1 protein-coding gene is annotated in these 1,035 nt (G+C 57.1%); it reads right to left on the reverse strand.

Translation table 11 applies throughout. The annotated features are described in order from the left end of the window. Positions 1-423: 423 nt before the first annotated feature. The coding region (locus ACFR9S_RS09100; protein WP_379818465.1) for a Cdc6/Cdc18 family protein at positions 424-1,035 on the reverse strand (612 nt) is incomplete at its 5' end.

The raw sequence follows: 1,035 nt of genomic DNA on the forward strand, positions 1-1,035 counted from the left end.
GGAGGTCACTAGGGGTTCGCTGTCCGGCTCCACGCGACCGACTATTCGTTCGAAAAACGATAGGATTTCTCGCCCCAATTCAGCTAAACGAATCTCTCAAACGGATACATCTCGGATTGACATCCTCCTACCCCCAAGAGTGGACTATCGTTCTACGTGCCACCACACCTTTTCATCCGGGGACGTACAGTCCACATGTCCTGTGTCTGGATCTGATCCAATACAGTGTCCAATCTGTGGATGGACTGGACAACAGTCTGACTTGGAAAACGAAGAGCAAGGATCTGCTTGCCCGACTTGTGGTGAGAACGTGATGGGTGAGTAGCTTTCGAGGTCGTTTAACTCACCCCACCGCAACGTTCCCGGTTTGCCCTGCGGCCGTGCGGAGGCCGCCATGATTTTGGCCTCGTGGCTGATCGCTGTCTACGCCGAGATGCGATCAGACTTCTCGACGACATCGGCGACGTCTTCGTGGATCCCAACTTCGTTCAGCAGATCGGACATCGCCGCGAGGATCATCTCCTCGTCGTGACCGAGTTCGTAGGCGTTGTATTTCCCTTCGGGGTAGCCCTGATTGCGCTGGATCGATTCAATCACGCCGAGGCCCTCAATCTCACCGAGGAAATCCCGGACACGCCGAAGCGTGCGAGCGTCGTGATGGGAAATGTCACAGAGTTCCTGATACCGCTCGTAGATATCCTTCGAGCGCGAAGGATCATCCTGGTTGTGCTGAAGAGAAACGAGCGCGTACAGCGAGAGCTTATGCTGATCGGCGAGATCGGCGATCCCGTCCATCACCTCCTCGCGTTCAAGCTCGCGACGCGCTTCGGCAACGTTGTCTTCATCGACGATTGTGGCATCCTTCGCGCGGGCGTGGTCCGCAGCCGCGCGGAGGAGGTCGAGTGCTTTCCGAGCGTCGCCGCCGTCTTTCGCACCGTAAGCCGCACAGAGTTCGATCACGCCGTCGGCGATCGCGTCCTCGTAGAACGAAACTGTGACGCGCTGATTCAGTACTTCCTGTAGTTCCTCGGCGTC

Origin of the sequence: Halolamina salina, from assembly GCF_042678005.1 — an archaeon.
Lineage (GTDB): Archaea > Halobacteriota > Halobacteria > Halobacteriales > Haloferacaceae > Halolamina > Halolamina salina.